At 63.8% G+C, this 15,309-nt stretch carries 14 protein-coding genes; 4 read left to right on the top strand and 10 right to left on the bottom strand.

The features are described 5' to 3' along the window. Positions 1-50: 50 nt before the first annotated feature. Complete coding sequence (locus tag OIS53_RS17615) at positions 51-776, top strand: DUF2975 domain-containing protein (RefSeq protein ID WP_264679889.1); 726 nt, start codon at positions 51-53, stop codon at positions 774-776. After that, positions 776-1,012, top strand: coding sequence for a helix-turn-helix domain-containing protein (locus OIS53_RS17610; protein WP_264679888.1), 237 nt, complete (start codon positions 776-778; stop codon positions 1,010-1,012). Before OIS53_RS17615 ends, OIS53_RS17610 begins: the two co-directional genes overlap by 1 nt. 83 nt (positions 1,013-1,095) lie before the next feature. On the opposite strand, the gene OIS53_RS17605 is transcribed toward OIS53_RS17610, so the two are convergent. Beyond that, positions 1,096-2,010 (bottom strand): hypothetical protein, encoded by a 915-nt coding sequence (locus tag OIS53_RS17605; RefSeq protein WP_264679887.1) that lies wholly within the window; start codon positions 2,008-2,010, stop codon positions 1,096-1,098. A gap of 178 nt (positions 2,011-2,188) precedes the next feature. On the opposite strand from OIS53_RS17605, the gene OIS53_RS17600 reads away from it, so the two are divergent. Then, complete coding sequence (locus OIS53_RS17600; protein ID WP_264679886.1) at positions 2,189-3,622, top strand: hypothetical protein; 1,434 nt, start codon at positions 2,189-2,191, stop codon at positions 3,620-3,622. A gap of 6 nt (positions 3,623-3,628) precedes the next feature. On the opposite strand, the gene OIS53_RS17595 is transcribed toward OIS53_RS17600, so the two are convergent. The 8 genes from OIS53_RS17595 to OIS53_RS17560 all read right to left on the bottom strand — a co-directional run bounded on the left by OIS53_RS17595 (position 3,629) and on the right by OIS53_RS17560 (position 12,130). Continuing rightward, positions 3,629-4,384, bottom strand: a complete 756-nt coding sequence (locus tag OIS53_RS17595; protein ID WP_264679885.1) for a LytR/AlgR family response regulator transcription factor — start codon at positions 4,382-4,384, stop codon at positions 3,629-3,631. 119 nt (positions 4,385-4,503) lie between these two features. Next, a complete protein-coding gene (locus tag OIS53_RS17590; protein WP_264679884.1) occupies positions 4,504-5,631 on the bottom strand; it encodes a sensor histidine kinase in 1,128 nt (375 codons plus the stop codon). A 156-nt stretch (positions 5,632-5,787) separates the two neighbouring features. After that, positions 5,788-6,486, bottom strand: a complete 699-nt coding sequence (locus OIS53_RS17585) for a pirin family protein (protein ID WP_264679883.1) — start codon at positions 6,484-6,486, stop codon at positions 5,788-5,790. Between the two features lie 4 nt (positions 6,487-6,490). After that, the gene (locus tag OIS53_RS17580) at positions 6,491-7,003 is read right to left on the bottom strand and encodes a hypothetical protein (RefSeq protein ID WP_264679882.1); all 513 of its coding nucleotides are present in this window, start codon (positions 7,001-7,003) and stop codon (positions 6,491-6,493) included. Between the two features lie 81 nt (positions 7,004-7,084). Beyond that, positions 7,085-7,804, bottom strand: coding sequence for a dioxygenase family protein (locus OIS53_RS17575; protein WP_264679881.1), 720 nt, complete (start codon positions 7,802-7,804; stop codon positions 7,085-7,087). A gap of 217 nt (positions 7,805-8,021) precedes the next feature. Further along, positions 8,022-10,442, bottom strand: a complete 2,421-nt coding sequence (locus tag OIS53_RS17570; RefSeq protein WP_264679880.1) for a prolyl oligopeptidase family serine peptidase — start codon at positions 10,440-10,442, stop codon at positions 8,022-8,024. 470 nt (positions 10,443-10,912) lie between these two features. Continuing rightward, complete coding sequence (locus OIS53_RS17565; RefSeq protein ID WP_264679879.1) at positions 10,913-11,560, bottom strand: HD domain-containing protein; 648 nt, start codon at positions 11,558-11,560, stop codon at positions 10,913-10,915. A 135-nt stretch (positions 11,561-11,695) separates the two neighbouring features. After that, positions 11,696-12,130, bottom strand: a complete 435-nt coding sequence (locus tag OIS53_RS17560) for a GNAT family N-acetyltransferase (protein ID WP_264679878.1) — start codon at positions 12,128-12,130, stop codon at positions 11,696-11,698. 291 nt (positions 12,131-12,421) lie between these two features. On the opposite strand from OIS53_RS17560, the gene OIS53_RS17555 reads away from it, so the two are divergent. After that, complete coding sequence (locus OIS53_RS17555; RefSeq protein ID WP_264679877.1) at positions 12,422-13,825, top strand: PQQ-dependent sugar dehydrogenase; 1,404 nt, start codon at positions 12,422-12,424, stop codon at positions 13,823-13,825. Between the two features lie 340 nt (positions 13,826-14,165). On the opposite strand, the gene OIS53_RS17550 is transcribed toward OIS53_RS17555, so the two are convergent. After that, positions 14,166-15,158 carry a cation diffusion facilitator family transporter gene (locus tag OIS53_RS17550; protein WP_264679876.1) on the bottom strand — a complete coding sequence of 331 codons (993 nt, stop codon included), beginning with the start codon at positions 15,156-15,158 and terminating at the stop codon, positions 14,166-14,168. Positions 15,159-15,309 lie beyond the last annotated feature (151 nt).

The raw sequence follows: 15,309 nt of genomic DNA, 5'->3' as shown, positions 1-15,309 counted from the left end.
ATTTCCTACGTCTGCCTACATGTAATGCGTCAACTAAACCTACTCTCACCATGGCTACCTTCTCCCTCAACACGCTGCTCCGCCTGACCCGACCCTTGATGGCTTTCTTCCTCCTGTTCGGGCTGTTGCTACTCCCCTTATTCTTACTCAAAACGTTGGAAGTAGGTACTGACGAAAAAGAAGTGAAACTGAAGCTAGACACTACTGCCCCAAACGTCTTTACCGAAGTACGAGCTTACAAGAAAGGCTTTGAAGATGGTTGGCACGGACGCTCGATGGAAAGGTGGGTAGAACCACCAACGTTGCGGGCCGATTCCAGTGGTTTTGCTCTTACAGCCGACCCTACTGCACCTACTCTACGCTATCAAGAAGACAGCACATGGAAGCGAATCAGCTTACTGTATTTGGGAGCTTCTGACGGATATCTTTCACTGGCATTGATGATTTTTTTTTTGGTAGGTAGCTGGCAACTTTGGCTCTTGCTCCTGGACGTGACGCCCACCACTCCGTTTACCTACGCTAGTGCCCGGCGCCTCCGTACCTTAGCGCTACTCGTGCTGGGTCTGGATTTGTGGCACGAGCTTTCCTCTTTCATGGTGCGTGAACTAGTGCCGCCTTTTCGGGTGCCAAGATTAGACGAGCCACTCGGCCATTATGTGGAACTAAACACCTACCATACGTTGCCCGGCTGGGAAGTAGGTTTGATGTTTCTGATTATTGCGGGCGTGTACCAGCGGGGCGTTGAGCTAAGCCAGGAAGCCGAACTCACCATCTGATGCCCATTATCGTGAACCTCGACGTGATGCTGGCCCGGCGCAAAATGACGCTCAGCGCCCTGGCCGAAGCCGTGGGCATTACGCTGGCCAACCTGTCCATTCTGAAAAGCGGCAAGGCCAAGGCCGTGCGCTTCAGCACGCTGGCCGCCATTTGCCAGGTGCTGGAGTGCCAGCCCGCCGACTTGCTGGAGCACCGCCCCGACCCGACTGACCTGCGCCCCTCGGACGGAGAATAACCTTACTTCTGGCCCGGCCGCCAATACCAAAGCCCGTCAGCAGTAGCTGACGGGCTTTGGCACTTTCTCCGCTCGGAAACACGCTACGACGCCGACACCAGCGCCGCGGCACCGAAGCGCGCGTGCAGCTCCTGGCGCACCTGGGGCGGCACGCGCAGGTAGGCCACCACCTCGTCGGTTTTTTCGGAGGGCTTGCCGTTTTTGTCGGTTTCGATGGTTACGTTTTCGAGGCTGAGGTAGCAGCAGTCGGGGTCGTGGGGGGCCTGGTAGAAGTGCAGGCGGCCACTGGGCGAGGCCGGCGCCTCGGCGGGCAGGGGCTGGAGGTGGTTCCAGTCGGCGGCTTCGAGGGCGGCTTTGGTGGCGGCAGCATCGGCAAACGCCACCGCCGACTGCGGCAGGGTAATTTTTTCGGCCCATTCACTGGCCAGCTCCGAGAAGGGCTGGCCGGCTTGGTCGCGGGGGAAAAACCAGGCCGTCAGCACAATTCCCAGAAACTCCAGCAGCCAGATCAGGTACAGAAAAAAGCCGCTGGGCGTCGTCCCAAACAGGCTCCAAGTGCCTTCTTCGGCGATGCGCGGCAGAAACCCGAGCAGCTCGGCCGGGCTCAGCAGCAGCCCCAGAAATAGGTCGGCCTCGAAGGTGGTGGAGGTGTAGGACGCCCGGCTGCCCAGCGCTTGCGTTTCGCCGGCGCCGGCCAGCAGGGTTATATACACGGCCCAGTGCACGTACCAGGCCCACACGGCCACGCCCAGGCTGAGCCAGCCCACCAGGGCCGGGTTGCGCAGCTTGCCGGCTTTGGTAAGCTTCTTCAACACGTAGCCCAACGCCCCGCCGAAGATGACGGTGAAGGCCACATTAAAATAAATGAACGGCACGTACCAGATGGCGTAGGCGTAGGCAAAAGCCAGGAAGAAGGCCACCACGGCGCCCAGCAGCACGAAGCCCAGCACCCCGCCCATGGTGAAGCGGCCAGAAGGTTGGTAGTAAGTTGAAGTCATAAAAAAACGAAAATGGTTGGTAGAAAACAGCTGGCTAAACCTACCTATTCTTCTCCCAATATCTTCGCTTTACCGGGCTACTTGGGGTATACAGCGGGTATTTACCAGTATCTTGCCAGGGTGCCGCACCAGTTTTCCGAGTTTTGGTGCCAGCGCTGGCTGCTTTATTCTTCTGCTGATGACCTTCCTTTCTTTCCGTCGCTGGGCCGCGGCTGGGCTGGTGCTTGGCGCTACGGCTCCCCTACTCAGTAATGCCCAGAGCTTCACGCCCGGCTACCTGGTGCGGGCTGCCGGCGACACCGTGCGCGGGGAGCTGGAAAATGGCTTCTGGGAAGATGCGCCGGCCACGCTCCGCTTCCGGACGGCCCCGGCTGCCGCCGTGCAGGAGGTGAGTACCCGCTCCCTGCGGGGCTTTGGCCTGAGCCAGGGCCGCTTCTGGCGTCGCCAGTACCTCACCTACGATGCCGCCGCCGAGTCGCGCCGCGACTTAACCCAACTCGATGCCCCGCGCAGCCGCCTCGTATCGGACTCGCTCCTGACCGAAGTGCTGGTGCAGGGCCCGGTGCTGCTCACGGTGGCTTTCCGCGGCACCACGCCCCACTACTTTGTGCAGCAAACCGACCGGCCGCCGCTGGAGCTGGTGGCGCGCACGTACCGGCGCACCGGCCCCGACGGGCGGCAGTACTTCAGCGCCGTGAACAACTACAAGGAGCAGCTGCGCCTGTACCTGCCCGAGTGCCCGGCGCTGGCGGGTCGGTGGGAGAAGCTGCGCTTCGAGGCCCGGCAGCTGCAGCAGGCCATTCAGGATTACAACACGCAGTGCCTGGGCCAGGCCTCGGTACTGACAGCCCAACCCCGTACGGCCCGCCTGCGCCTGGAGTGGGGCGGGCTGGCCGGGGCGGCGTACACCCGCGCTACGCTCGGCAGCGGCACGGCCACCGGGTTCAACGTGGCAGTGGCCCCCGGCGGCCCCCAGCTGGAAACCCTGCCCCTGGAGCCCTTCTACCTGGCCGGGCAGCGCCTGGAAAGCAGTGTGCGCCCCACGGGCGGCCTCTACGCCGACCTGCTGTTTCCGGGCCGGCGGGTGGCGGGCCACGCCGAAGTCAGCGTGCGGGCCCCCGAAACCTTTACCCGCACCGTCACAACGGGCAATCCGGCGTATCCAACCAAAACCTACGCCCTGCGCGGGGTGCAAACCTTGGCAGCCCTGGGCGTTCGGCTGCTGCGGCCCGTGGGCAGCGGGCAGGTGCTGGGCGGGCTGGGTTTGCTAAACGTGTTTACGGTTCTGAGCCGCAACCAAGCCGAGTACCCCGGCGTGAGCGGCCGCAGCTTCCGGAGCCAGGCGCTGCCCGTGCGCGGCCAGTTGGGCTACACGCGCCAGCAGGTGGGCGTGTACCTGGAAGGCGGCTACCGCTGGGGCCGCTTCACGGCCACGGCCGCGGCCCGCTACTTCGGCGGCACCGTCACCGACAACACCACCGTGAATTCGGTGCTGGTGGAAAAAGATACCGGGCGGCCGGTGGCGTTTTCCACCAGCACCTACACCCTACGCAACTACCAGGGCCAGTTGACGCTGGCCTACCGCCTCAACCGCAACACCGACCAGCCCTAGCGCCGCCTACTTCCAGCCGTTCAGGTACTGCTCGAAAGCCGCGCGGTAATTGTCGCTGATGGGAACGGAGTGGCCGGCCACTTGAATAAGTCCGCGCGAAACGCTGTCAATCTGGTCCAGGGCCACGATAAACGAGCGGTGCACCCGCATAAACCGGCGCGGCGGCAGCTTTTCTTCCAGGGCTTTCAGGCTGGTCAACGACAGCAGGGGCCGGGCCTCGGAGCGGCGGTACACCTTCACGTAGTCTTTCAGCCCCTCGATGTAGAGGATGTCCTGCAAGGCCACGCGCACCAGCTGGTATTCCACTTTCAGAAATAAGTAGTCCTGCGCCTCGGCCGCCGACGCCGGGCCGGGGGCGGTGGGCGCCGGGGCCGGCCGCCGAACTAGCTCGAAGTAGGCTTGGGCTTTGCGGGCGGCCCGCTCAAAATCGGTGGCGTCGAAGGGCTTGAGCAGGTAGTCCAGGGCGTCGACTTTGTAGCCTTCCAGGGCATACTGATGAAAAGCCGTGGTGAAAATGACCCGCGGGCTGGCGGAGCCGGGGCCCCGGTCGAGGATGCGGGCCAGCTCCAGGCCATTGAGGTCGGGCATCTGAATATCCAGAAACAGCACATCCACGGCGGGCGTCTGCTGCAAGCCGCGCAGGGCCGCCACGGCGCTGTTGTAGGTGCCCACCAGCTTCAGAAACGGCGTTTGCTCGATAAAGCTGGCTACCAGCCGCAGGGCCAGGGGTTCATCATCAACGGCAATGCAGTTCAGGGTCATGGTGTTAGGTAATGCGGCAAAAGGAAACTGGCAAGGGTGTCTGTATCGGTATAAGCTACTGAAAATCTTTAGGCTATCTGCGTTCTACCTTCTCCTATCTACTGTCCCCCAACTCAAATTCAAGCCAGGGTCAGGGTGAGGTGCACCTCGTACTCGTGGCTCGGGGTTAGCTCGGTGATGGTGAGCGTGTGACGACTGGGGTACAGCAGGGCCAGCCGGCGCCGGGTGTTGGCCAAGCCAATGCCGCTGCCTTCATCCAGGGCCGCGGGGCGGTCGGCAAACACCGGGTTCCGGACCCGCACCGCCAGGGTGTGGGGCGTGGGCTGCGCCAGCTCAATGCGGATGTGGCTGGGAGCCAGGGCGCTGGTGCCGTGCTTGAAGGCGTTTTCGATGAAGGGCAGCAGCAGCAGCGGAGCCATGGGCGCCTCGTGCAAAGGCTGGGGCAAGTCGAGGTGCACGTGCACATTATCGGTCAGGCGCAGCTGCATCAGCTCGATATAGTCGCGCACGAACTGCACCTCCTGGCTGAGGGGCACGGTGCCGGCCTGGGTTTCGTAAAGCACGTAGCGCATCATGCGCGAGAGGCGGTGAATGGCTTCACGGGCCTGGCCGCCATCAATCAGGGTAAGGGCGTAGATGTTGTGGAGCGTGTTGAAGAAGAAGTGGGGGTTGAGCTGCGCCTTCAGCCACGAAAGCTCGGTAGCCAGCTTTTCCTGCTCCAGGGCCTGCCGCAGCTGGGCCTCGTGCTGCCCGCGCTGCACGGCCGCCACGCTGGTACCCAGCCCCATTACCAGAAGCGTCGACAGCAGCACGGCCGGATTTATCCAGCCGGCCTCCCGGCCAGGGTGCGGTCCGCCCCCAAGTTCATCATCGGGGCCCCAGCCGGGCGGCGGACCCGGCGGCCGGCTCCCGACGGGCGGCGGCCCGGCCGCTAGGCCAAGCGGGCGGCTGTGGGCTTCCAGCGCCTGCTGCACCCAGCGGTGTCCCACCGTCACGGCCAGCACTACGGCCCCCACCAACGCCAGGTAAAGCAGCACGCGGCGGCGGTACAGCAGCTGCGGCACGGCCCATTGCGCGTTGAGGTAAAACACGCCCAGCGACACCAGCAGCAGGCCCGTTTGCAAAGCGTAAAACCACCGGGCCGGCAGCCTGCCGGCGGGCTGCGTAAACAGCAGCACCCCCAGCAGCACCCAAATAACGGCGTGCAACAAACCAGTCTGCGCCTGGCGCGGGGTAAGCAATGACATCCGGTGACGTAATAAGGTAGCTACTGCCTGGCCGCCGGGCTTCCACCTACACCAGGGCTGCCGGCCGAGCTTGTACAAAGTACCAAGATTCTCCGCTGTTTGTGCCATTTCGTCTCCTTGCTACTTTCCACCAGCAGGCACCGCACCCCACAATGGCTACGCTTCCAGCTCGATAACCAGTACTACCGCCTCATTGCTCAGCGCCTCCAGCTCCACGGCCGGGGTGTCCCACAGGGCCACGCCGTCTTTTTCGTGCAGGAGCCGGCCCGCTATTTCAAAGGCCCCCGCCAGCACAAACGCGAAAAAACGCGCCGTGGAGCGTTGCAGCTGATATTCGACTTCTACCCGCCCGCCAAACTGGCCCATGCTCACCCGAAACGGCAGCCCGGAGCCGCCCTCAGTCGGTAGCAGCGGCCCTAGTTGATTGACCAGCTCTTCGGCGTTGAAAGCGGAAACCCGGCTGGCGGCCGTGGTGGCCGGGCCGGCTACCCACAGGTGCAGGAAGTGAATCACCTCGTCCGGGTACGGATTGGTGAAGTGCACGGTGCTGCCGGCCGGCGCGGTCAGCACGCCCAGCTCCTCCACTTCCACTCGGCCCGCTTTGCCCGGCTCCAGGCTGGCTTGCACCGCGCCGGTAAGGGGCAGCACCAGCACGTGCGCGGCCTCCGGCACGGCCAGGGACACGCGGCGGCCAGCGGCCAGAGTTTCCTCGTTCACGGCCAGCAGGCGGCCAAAGGGCTCCTTGTGCACGGCCCGGTACTCGCCGAAATGGAAGGTGCTGAAGCGCCGGAAGTGGGCGTCGGCGGCGGTGCCGCGCTGGTCGGCCAAGAACAGTTTGCCGGGTATCTGCTGCATGGGGCTAAGGGCTGAGGTGCAGGGAATGGATGGAAACAAAGGGCGGCAGCTGAAACAGGTGGGTCAGCGTCTCGCCCGTGGGCTGAGGCTCCGCCGCGGCTTCCGACACGAGCAGGTAGCTGCCCACGGTGTCGTGCCAGAGCAGCGGCTCGGAGTAGAAGCTCACCGCTACCTGGTGGCGGGCCTTGTCGAGCAGGTCGGAGTTGATGATTTCAAACTGAAACTGACTGAATTTCAGAAAGAGCCGCCCCAGGTTGTCGACCACATCGGGCACCCAGCCGGTGAGCTGCTGCACGTACCCGCGCACGGCGGCGCTGACCAGAAAATGCAGCTGCTCGGCCCCTGGGGCGTGGTGCAGCAGCTCACCGAACGTGCGGTACTTGCCCGCCTGACTAAACAGCTGCGCCTGCAACCGAAACTCCTGGTAGGTATCCTCGAACACCAGCTTGTCCCAGGGCCGGGTAGCGGTGGCGTCGACGATTTTGCGGTAGCTGATGCGGATACGGCGCTCTGTCATGGCTTGGGGGTAAGCTGATGGACAGCGAAGAAGCAGCTAGAAACCGTGCTGTGGCGAGTTCCAGCAGCTTTAAACAGGCTGCTAGGCCGGCACGCCAAACGTAATGGCCAGGTTGAAGCCGGCCGCAATGCTGCCCGTCACGGTGGCCAGCTCCTGAGCTACCCCGTCGCTGAACACATTGTCGCGGGCGTTGGTGGTGTAGCCGTTCAGGCCTTTGCTGTAGCCATTCACAGCTTCTATAGCCGAGCCCGTTCCTTCCGGGAAGGCAATCTGGGTAATTTTCAGAGAGGTGCCGCTGGCCGAGTACACGTGCACGTGAATGTGGGTGGCGCGGCCCGTGTACCAGCCCGGAAAGATGGTCGTGAAGGTGACTTGTCCGTTGGCGTCCGTCACCTGGCGCCCGCGCAGGAAGTGCACGCTCTGGTAGTTGGTGGACTGCATGCCCGTGCCGCCGTACTCCGAGTAGTTGCCCTCGGTGTCGCAGTGCCAGATGTCCACGATGGCGCCGGCTAGCGGGGCGCAGTTGGCGTTGCTGTTGGTAATGGTGAGCTTGGCCGTCATGGTGTGCCCGGCTTTCCCGTCGCGGATGTCGGAGCGCACAAAGGAGGCGGGCGACTTGGTGGGAAACGGCCCCTCGGTTTCGGTGGGCGCCACGGCGCAGGTGCCGGAGCCCGTGCCGGTGGTACCGGTGCCAGTGGTAGTGGGCGTTACGGCTTCGTCGTCTTTGCTGCAAGCGGCCAGCAACACGGGCGTCGATACGGCCCCCAGAAATAGGCTTTTCAGAAAATGCTTTCGTTCCATGAGAAGAGGCTAAAAGTGTGGCTGAAAGAGTAGTCAAAGATGCTCTTCCCGCTCCTAGCCTTCCCTCTCCAATCGACCAGCCGGCCAAAAACACCGACTGATTCCGCTTTTAAAGGATTTCTCGCAGTGTGGCGCAGTGGTGGCGCAGGGTTCCGCAGTGTTCAGGCGTCAGCACACTGCGAAACCCTGCGCCACCACTGCGCCACACTACGAGAAATCATCTGCTCTCTCCGTTTAGGTTGATTTCAAACAGCTTCAGAATACGCTTGTACTCATCCGTCCAAGAAGTAGGCTCCACGAAGGCGTGGTCCTCGACCGGGTACACGGCCAGCTCCCAATTCTCCTTTTTCAGCTCGATGAGGCGCTGCGACAGGCGCACGATATCCTGGAAGTGCACGTTGGTATCGACCATGCCGTGGCACATGAGCAGGGCGCCCTTGAGGCCCTCGGCAAAGTTGATGGGCGAGGACCGGGCGTAGGCCAGGGAGTCGGCGGAGGGCTCGTTGAGGATGTTGGCGGTGTACGGGTGGTTGTAGTGGGCCCAGTCGGTGACGGAGCGCAGGGCGGCCCCGGCCCGGAACACGTCGGGCTGGGTGAACATGGCCATGAGCGTAATGAAGCCGCCGTAGGAGCCGCCGTAGATGCCGATGCGCCGGGGGCTGACGCCGTACTTCTCCACCAGCAGCCGGGCGCCGTCCACGTGGTCGGAGAGGTCTTTGCCGCCCATGTGGCGGTAGATGCCGGTGCGCACGTCGCGGCCGTAGCCGCTGGAGCCGCGGTAGTCGATGTCGAGCACGGTGTAGCCTTTGTCGGCCAGCAGGTTATGGAACATATACTCGCGGAAGTACTGGCTCCACCACTTGTGCGCGTTCTGTAAGTAGCCCGCCCCGTGCACGAAGATGACGGCCGGGCCCTGGGCCTGGGGCGAGGCCGGGCGGTACAGGCGGGCGTACACCTCGGCCCCGTCCTGGGCCTTGAAGCTGATGACCTCGGGGGTGCGCCAGGCGTAGCTCTCAAACTCGGGCGTAGTGCTGTGGGTGATCCGGCGCATGCGGGCACCGGGCTTGTTGTCCATCAGGTACAGCTCCCAGGGCTGGGTGGGCGTGCTGTAGCGCACGGCCAGGGTTTTTTCGTCGGGGGAAAGCGTAACGTCGTGGGCGCCGGGCTGGGTGGTGAGTTGGGTGAGCGGGCCGCCGTCTGCGGGCATGCGGTAAAAGTGCTGCTCGCCGGGGTGCACCTTGTTGGCCGTGAGGTACCAGGTGCGGCCGTTGCGGCTGAGGCGAGCCTTCTGCACCTCCCACCGGCCGCTGGTCAGGGCCTTTTTCTGGCCGGTCGTCACGTCCACGGTGTAGAGGTGGCTGAAGCCGGTTTCCTCGCTCTGAAACCAGATGCGGCGCGAGTCGGGCAGCCAGCCCACGTTGCCTTCGTCGTACCCGATGCCAGGGCCGTTAATCCAGGCGTCGTCGTGCTGGCGGTCCAGGAGCTTGATTTTCTGGGTGGCCGGGTCCAGGCTCACCAGCCACCGGTCCTTGTTGTCGGCGCTGCGAATGACGAGGAAAGCCCGCTGCCCATCATCCGACCAGAACGGCCCGAACAGCACCACCCGCCGCGTTTCGGCGGCTGGCTTGCGCGCCGCGGCCTTGGCTTTGGCCGTATCAGCGGGCGTGGGGGCCTGGGGCTTCAGCTGGTACTCTTTGCGGTAGGCGGGCTGCTCGTCGAGACCTTTCAGCTCCGCGTAGCCCACCAGAAACGTGGTGTCGCGGCCGATGTCGTAGATGCCCAGCTGGAAAGCCGTTTGGGGGGCGCCTACTTTGGGTCGGGTGGTTAGGTCTTCGGTGAAGCCCGAGGCCGTGACGAAGTTGGGTACCAGGGCCACTTTTTCGGCCGAGGGCTCCTGGGCCAGCGTGTAGGTGACGTAGCGGCCGTCGGGGGCGAGGCGCAGGTTGCGCACGGTTTGGGTGCCCAGGTAGATGGCCTTGGGGCGCAGGCGGGCCAGGGCTTTCTGCACCCGCTGCCGGGCCTGGGCGTCCTGCTCCTTGCCGCGCAGCACCTCAAACAAAGCCAGCTGCTGGACCTTCAGAAACTTGTCGGCGGGGCTGAGCACGGCCGGGCCAGGCTTGGGGCCCTTGCGGAAATCAGTGCGCTGCACGGTTTCGCCGGTGGCGGGGTCCCAGGTGAACAGGTTGCCGGCGCGGGTGTAGCTCACCACCTGGCCCAGCAGGGCAAACTGCGGCTCGGCTTCCCGCTCGGCCGTGTTCGTGACGCGCCGCACGCGCTGGGTTTTCAGGTCCTGGAGGTAGATGTCGCCTTCCTTTTCAAACACGCGCCGGGTGAAGCGCCGGTCGTACTCGCCGCCGGGCGCAGGCAGGCTGTGCTGCTCGGCCAGGCTTACCTTGCGCGGCGTGCCACCCGCGGGCGAAAGACGGTACAGCGAGTCGCGGCGGGCTTTTTCGGGGTTCCAGGTGAAGAAAATGGTCTTGCCATCTTCGGCCCAGTAGATGTTGGAAGGCGAAGTTCCCAGCCACTGCGCCGGGTCGCGCATGATTTTCTCAACAGTAAGCGGGGCCAGCTGCTGGGCGTGGGCAGCTGCGGCCAGCAGGCTCAGCGCCACCAGCGGCAGCACGTATCGGTGTAGCATGAAAAGCAAAGGTTAGCGAAGCGCTGAAATTAGTCAGCAGCAGCCAATGGACACGTTAGGCGGTGTGAAGTTGCGGGCCTCACCCCCCGGCCCCCTCTCCCGCGGAGAGGGGGAGCCAGACGCCAGGTCGTTCTGCGCCGCCCTGTCGGCTACCGCCTCCAGAACGGCTACCTGCCTGTAGTAGCACAGTGGCCGCGTAGCGGTTGAGGGGTTGTAGCCAGGTTAATGCAGATAAGTTCAGCGCCGCGTAGCGGTGCCAGAAACGGTCAAGCGTCTCTGGCACCGCTACGCGGCGCTGAACTCTTTACCCAATCTTTCACACTACAAACCTGTAGCCCGCTATGCGGCTGCTGTTCGTTGCCGTCCTCAATGGTAAGCCGTTCTGGAGGCGGGAGCCGACAGGGCGGCGCAGAACGACTTGGCGTCAGGCTCCCCCTCTCCGCGGGAGAGGGGGCCGGGGGGTGAGGCCCCTACAATCCCCCATTCTGCCACGCCTTCAGCTCGGCCTGCAAATTGCGGCGGGCCTGTGCATCGAGCTTGTTGCGGAAAGCTTCGGTATGATACAAGGCTGGGGCGCCGAGCAGCTTTTCCAGGACTTTGCGGCGGCCACGGCGGTACATGAAATCGGGCACGAGGCGGTACTCCTGGCGCACCTGGCGGGCGTACTGCCAGTAGTCGGCTTCGGCGGCACCCAGGATTTGCAGGTCAGCGTCGAGGAGCAGGTGCAGGTCGGTATCGTCGGGGGGTTGGGGCTGGGTGTGGTCCTTGGTGCGCTCAATCAGGAAGGCTACGCGCTGCTGCCGGTCGGCGGGCAGGGTGGTGCGCTGCAAAAACTCCAGGGCCAGGGCGGCACTGCGGGCTTCGTTGTCGTCGCGCAAGGGGTTGTACACGGCATCGTGAAACCACACGGCCAGCTGCACCACCGGCGCATCTTGGAGCTGGGCGGCGTGGCGGTCCAGGGTTTCGAGCAGGGCCCGGATGTGCCGCAGGGAATGGTAGTGCCGGTCGGAGGCCTCGTACGCCGCCGATAGTTGCTGAAGGGCTGCTTTGCGCAATCCTTCATCGGGCAGCAGGGGCGTGGTAAGACGGTGCCAGCGGGCAGCCAAGGTCGTATTCATAGCAGCGGATGGGAGCGGTAGCGGAAGATAAGCCGCCTTCTGCATACAGGACACGAAAAAAAGCCCAGCGGTGCGTTTTTCTTCGCTAAAAACTGTTGCCGCTAGCTTATGTGCTATGCAGCCCGGCAGCACCGCTCAGTTCGCCGTCGGGGCGCCGTACGGGTTCGGGCGACGCACTTCCAGGTACCGCTCGGGCGCGGCCAGATCCTCGAACCCAAACTGCCGGTAGAGGCCGTGGGCATCAAGCGTGGCCAGCATGGAGCGGCGCAGGCCCTGCAAGTCGGGGTGGCTCCACACGGCTGTCATCAGCTGCTTGCTCAGGCCCTGCCCCCGAAACTCAGATAGCACAAACACGTCGCACAGCCACGCGAAGGTGGCCCGGTCGGTGATGACGCGGGCAAAGCCGGCCTGCCGGCCATCGGGGGCGTACAGCCCGAAGTTGAGGGAGTTGCTCACGGCCCGTTCCAGCGTCTCGCGCGGAATGCCGCGGGCCCAGTACGATTCCTCGGCCAGGTAGCGGTGCACGGTGTTCAGGTCGAGTTGGGCGGGGTCGGTACTGATGGTGAACATGGGGTGGAGCAGAAGAAACGAGCCGTAAAGTAGGCAGCTGCAAGCAAACGGCGGCAGTATTGGGTAGCAGCGGCTCTTTCAGCGCCGTACCGTTACTTCCGTGGCATGAGTACACAGGCTGTTCTAGCAGCTGATACTTCCTGCCGGGCGGCCCCGTGGTGGCTAGGGCCTGGACGTGCAACGCATAGTATCCGGTGCTTGAGGCAACCATCCAATCATCTTGGCCGAGTTATAGTGGAAAACTGCTTACCTTTTCCGGCCCTGCTCTTTATCCAACCTAACTAACTGACTATGAAAAAGCTTTCTTTCCTGCTCCTGGCGTGTAGCGCCGCACTCCTGCCGGCACTTCAGCAACCGGCCGCCGCCCAAACCCAGCCAGCCCTAACCACTTTTCCGGTTGGCAACACTACCGTAACGGTATCGGCCCTGACTACGGGCTTGCAGGTGCCGTGGGAGCTGGTATGGGGACCCGACAATGCCATCTGGATGACGGAGCGCGGGGGCCGCATCAGCCGCGTAAATCCCACTACCGGGCAAGTGCAGCCGCTCGTCACGTTGTCCGACGTGGCCACTAGCTCCGAAGGCGGCCTGCTGGGCATGGTGCTGCACCCCGATTTTGCCACCTCGCCCTTCGTGTACGTGGTGTATAACTACAACGACAACGGCTACAAAGTGAAGCTGGTGCGCCTCACTTACTCCGGCACCGCGCTGGGCAGCCCGCGGGTGCTGCTGGCCGATATTCCGGCCGTCAGCACGCACAGCGGCTCCCGCCTGCTCATCCTCCCCGACCGGACCCTGCTCATGACCACCGGCGACGCCCAGAACCGGCCCGCGGCTCAGGACCGTGCTTCTCTCAACGGTAAAGTGCTGCGCCTCAACCTCGACGGCTCTGTGCCAGCCGACAACCCCGTGGCCGGCAGCCTGGTGTACAGCTACGGGCACCGCAACGCCCAGGGCCTGGTGCGAGCCGCCAACGGGCGCGTGTACAGCACCGAGCACGGCCAGAACGCCGAGGACGAGCTGAACCTGCTGGAGCCCAACGGCAATTACGGCTGGCCCACGGTGGAAGGCTTCTGCAACCTGGCCGACGAACGACCCTACTGCACCGCCAACAACGTGCGGGAGCCGCTCTACGCCTGGGCGCCTACCGTGGGCATTGCCGGCCTCGCCTACTACGACCACCCCGCCATTCCGGGCTGGCGGGGCAGCCTGCTGGCCGTAGCCCTGCGCGGCAACAAGCTGACCCAGCTGCCCCTGGCTACTAACGGCACCACCGTGGGCACGGCCGCCGACTTTCTCTCCGGCTTCGGGCGGTTGCGGGCCGTGTGCGTGTCGCCGCAGGGGCGGGTGTACGTGGCCACCAGCAACCGTGACGGCCGCGCCAATCCCGCCGCCACCGATGACCGAATTCTGGTGCTTGAAAACCGGGCCTTCGTCACAACCAGCACCAGCAAGGCCCAAACCCAGCAGCTCAAGCTGTGGCCCAATCCGGCCGGCCAATCGGTGACGGTGCAGCTGCCGGCTGCCGCAACGACAGCCGCACCGGTAGAAATACGCGACGCCCTGGGCCGCACCGTGCGCACAGCCCGCCTCGGCGCGGGCCAAACGCAGCTGACGCTGCCGCTCGGCGGGTTGCGCCCCGGCGTGTACTCAGTGCAGTCGGAAGCCGGCGCGCAGCGGCTGGTGGTGCGGTAGGTTGCTTGAGCAAGACGGCAACACCAACGGCGCATGTTCAAAGCCCCAGTGGCGCAGCACCCACCGTCTGCGGACGTGTGGTGTCGCCTCACTGGGGCTTTACTGTTCTAGCTTGTTCTGTTTGCTACCGACATGTCACCCCGCTGGGGCTGTTGCTCCATTTTAGAATGACGCCTGGCACTCCCTCTCCTTTTCTATTCCGCGCATCAAGCGGCACAGAAGGCTGGGGATAAGGCGCTCATCAGGGCTTTTGAGCAGGCCAAAGCTTTGCGCACAGACAAGGACGGGTTGCTCCGCCTCCGGCTCGCAATGACATTCACTCATTTATCCATACACTCATTTACTCATTTACCAACTGGTGCCGCTCATTTTTCACCACGTTTTGGGTTATCCAGGGGATTTCTTGAGTGAAGGGGTGGTGGCGCACGGGGCAGTCGGGCATGTGGCAGTGGGAGCAGGCGGCAAAAGTGCACGGGTCGGCGTGCACGAACATTTCCACGTCGCGCTCAAATTCCTGGCGTACCAGCTCCTCAATCTGGTGCACCTGGCCGTGGGTTTCTTCCAGACTGAAGTAATAAGGCATGGTCACGTGGCAGTCGATGTGCAGGCTGGCGCCGTAGCGCACCACCCGCAGGTTGTGCACGTCGATCCAGGCGGGCTGGCGGTGCTCCTGTAGCTCGGCTACCACCTGGTGCACCGTGGCCGTGTCGGTTTCGTCCATGAGGGCGCCCACCGAGCGGCGCACCATGCGGTAGCCGTTCCAGACGATGAACCCGCCCATCAGCAGGGCCGCCGCCGAGTCGTAGAGCACGTTGCCGGTCAGCGCCACCAGCAGCAGGGCCGCGCACGATACCAGCGTGCTCACCGAGTCCAGGTACAGGTGCTGCCCGTCGCCGATGAGCGTGGGCGAGTGGTGGCGGCGCCCGGCCCGCACCAGCACAAAGCCCACCAGCCCGTTTACGGCCGCCGTAAACGCCAGCAGCCCCACGCCCCAGTCGGGCCGCGCCAGCGTGTGCGGAAACAGCAGCGACTGCAACGCCGTGTAGAAAATATACACCCCGGCCATCAGAATCAGCCCGCCCTCAAAGCCAGCCGAGAGGTACTCAATCTTGCCGTGGCCGTAGGGGTGGTTTTCGTCTCTGGGCAGGCCGGCCAGGTAGATGCTGTACAAGGCAAACCCGCTGGCTACCACATTGATGATAGATTCCAGTGCGTCGGTCAGCACGGCCTGGGAGCGGGTGAGCAGCCAGGCGTAAAACTTCACGGCCACCAGCACCACGCTTACCACCAAGGACAGCAGGGCAAGGCGAGTTTTGAGGGGTAGAGCGGCCATAGGCAGGAAAAACGGAGGGCAGGTGGGTAGCGTTGCCGGGGTGGGCATGACAACGGGAGGCACCACAAAATTCCGTGAATTTTCCTGCTTGCGGCGGCGGCGTAACTTTTTCCAAAAAATACAGTAGTTAAACTACGTTAAAAATAATTTT

The sequence above is a fragment of the Hymenobacter sp. YIM 151500-1 genome, assembly GCF_025979885.1.
Taxonomy (GTDB): Bacteria; Bacteroidota; Bacteroidia; order Cytophagales; family Hymenobacteraceae; genus Hymenobacter.
The sequence above is the reverse complement of the archived record's forward strand: the minus strand, read 5'-3'. Positions and strand labels throughout refer to the sequence as shown.

What these genes read in the sequence shown, in the direction of transcription:
- OIS53_RS17575 (WP_264679881.1), bottom strand. Translation starts at nt 7,804, where the DNA reads ATGGAACGAAAGCATTTTCTGAAAAGCCTATTTCTGGGGGCCGTATCG.
- OIS53_RS17550 (WP_264679876.1), bottom strand. Translation starts at nt 15,158, where the DNA reads ATGGCCGCTCTACCCCTCAAAACTCGCCTTGCCCTGCTGTCCTTGGTG.
- OIS53_RS17590 (WP_264679884.1), bottom strand. Translation starts at nt 5,631, where the DNA reads ATGTCATTGCTTACCCCGCGCCAGGCGCAGACTGGTTTGTTGCACGCC.
- OIS53_RS17600 (WP_264679886.1), top strand. Translation starts at nt 2,189, where the DNA reads ATGACCTTCCTTTCTTTCCGTCGCTGGGCCGCGGCTGGGCTGGTGCTT.
- OIS53_RS17595 (WP_264679885.1), bottom strand. Translation starts at nt 4,384, where the DNA reads ATGACCCTGAACTGCATTGCCGTTGATGATGAACCCCTGGCCCTGCGG.
- OIS53_RS17615 (WP_264679889.1), top strand. Translation starts at nt 51, where the DNA reads ATGGCTACCTTCTCCCTCAACACGCTGCTCCGCCTGACCCGACCCTTG.
- OIS53_RS17580 (WP_264679882.1), bottom strand. Translation starts at nt 7,003, where the DNA reads ATGACAGAGCGCCGTATCCGCATCAGCTACCGCAAAATCGTCGACGCC.
- OIS53_RS17610 (WP_264679888.1), top strand. Translation starts at nt 776, where the DNA reads ATGCCCATTATCGTGAACCTCGACGTGATGCTGGCCCGGCGCAAAATG.
- OIS53_RS17605 (WP_264679887.1), bottom strand. Translation starts at nt 2,010, where the DNA reads ATGACTTCAACTTACTACCAACCTTCTGGCCGCTTCACCATGGGCGGG.
- OIS53_RS17585 (WP_264679883.1), bottom strand. Translation starts at nt 6,486, where the DNA reads ATGCAGCAGATACCCGGCAAACTGTTCTTGGCCGACCAGCGCGGCACC.
- OIS53_RS17570 (WP_264679880.1), bottom strand. Translation starts at nt 10,442, where the DNA reads ATGCTACACCGATACGTGCTGCCGCTGGTGGCGCTGAGCCTGCTGGCC.
- OIS53_RS17555 (WP_264679877.1), top strand. Translation starts at nt 12,422, where the DNA reads ATGAAAAAGCTTTCTTTCCTGCTCCTGGCGTGTAGCGCCGCACTCCTG.
- OIS53_RS17560 (WP_264679878.1), bottom strand. Translation starts at nt 12,130, where the DNA reads ATGTTCACCATCAGTACCGACCCCGCCCAACTCGACCTGAACACCGTG.
- OIS53_RS17565 (WP_264679879.1), bottom strand. Translation starts at nt 11,560, where the DNA reads ATGAATACGACCTTGGCTGCCCGCTGGCACCGTCTTACCACGCCCCTG.